Genomic DNA, 1,361 nt, shown 5'->3' with positions numbered 1-1,361 from the left:
TATTCAGGGTCTGACAGAGGTTTTGCCCATTTCCAGCTCTGCGCACTTGATCCTGCCCTCTGCCATTTTCGGCTGGGCCGACCAAGGTCTAGCGTTTGATGTGGCAGTACACGTCGGTACATTGATGGCGGTTGTGATTTATTTCCGCCACGAAGTGATCACTTTATTCCGAGCATTGTTTGCTTCGATCTTCAAAGGTGACCGCAGTAAAGAAGCAAAACTGGCATGGATGATCGTGATCGCGACGATTCCGGCGTGTGTGTTCGGTTTGCTGATGAAAGACGTTATCGAAGTCTACCTGCGCAGTGCCTATGTGATTGCGACAACCACCATCGTATTCGGTTTGTTGCTTTGGTGGGTGGATAAGAATGCCAAGCTTGTTGCCGATGAGTACCAAACTGGCTGGAAGAAAGCGGTGTTTATTGGTATTGCTCAAGCACTTGCGATGATCCCTGGAACTTCACGTTCTGGCGCAACGATCACTGCCGCTCTATATTTGGGCTTCACTCGTGAAGCGGCAGCGCGTTTTTCATTTTTGATGTCGATTCCTATCATCACATTAGCTGGTAGCTACTTGGGTATGAAGCTGGTTACCGGCGGTGAGCCTGTGCACGTAGGCTTTTTGCTGACTGGTATTCTGACTTCATTTATTAGCGCATACATCTGTATCCACTTCTTCTTGAAGATGATTTCACGCATGGGCATGACGCCATTCGTGATTTACCGTCTGATTCTAGGTGTGGGCCTATTTGCATTCTTGCTTAGTGCTTAATCCTTGAAAACAAAAACGCCCGCTCAATTGAGCGGGCGTTTTTATTTTGGCGTTACTTATTTAAAGCGACTTTGACCGCTTCAATACGTCGTTTTTCTTGTTCATCACGAATAGCTGGACCTTTGAAGCCATCCTGAATGATGGCTTGCACATCTACTGATGCCGCTGCTTGATAGGCCAGCATGAAAATATCCGCTTGTGGATATGGTAGATCTTCTAAACCTTTGCGGCCTGCATGATCCGCTTGGCAGCAAATTAGAATGTCTTTTAGGCGCTCCGACTTGCGCCATACATCAAACTTGTTCAGGATTTTGATGATGGTTTGCGGCTTTAACTCAGCGGCGCGATGAATGTTGGAGTGTTGCTCGCAGACCATGAGCGCTAAATCTTTAAATTCATTCGGTACACGTACACGTTCGCACAGTTTTTTAATTAGCTTTAAACCGGTATGACAATGCATTTTATGGCTTGGCCATTCGCTCTCTGGTGTCACGCCTTTCCCTAAGTCATGCACCTGTGCGGCAAATCTAACAGGGAGTGATGTGCTCAGCTTTGCGGCTTGCTCTGCTACCATCAACGTATGGATACC

General features: G+C 47.2%; 2 protein-coding genes. One reads left to right on the top strand and one right to left on the bottom strand.

Annotated elements, in window-relative coordinates; translation table 11 throughout:
- Position 1 precedes the first annotated feature (1 nt).
- Positions 2–772, top strand: a complete 771-nt coding sequence (locus tag R7E00_RS23540) for an undecaprenyl-diphosphate phosphatase (RefSeq protein WP_318124646.1) — start codon at positions 2–4, stop codon at positions 770–772.
- A 52-nt stretch (positions 773–824) separates the two neighbouring features.
- Here R7E00_RS23540 and R7E00_RS23535 read toward each other — a convergent pair.
- Positions 825–1,361 (bottom strand): HD domain-containing protein (locus tag R7E00_RS23535; protein WP_318124645.1); only part of this gene is annotated, 537 nt, incomplete at its 5' end.

Source organism: Vibrio sp. Vb1755 (assembly GCF_033338635.1).
In the GTDB taxonomy this organism is placed as follows: Bacteria; Pseudomonadota; Gammaproteobacteria; order Enterobacterales; family Vibrionaceae; genus Vibrio; species Vibrio alginolyticus.
This window is presented reverse-complemented; position numbering and strand designations above follow the sequence as displayed.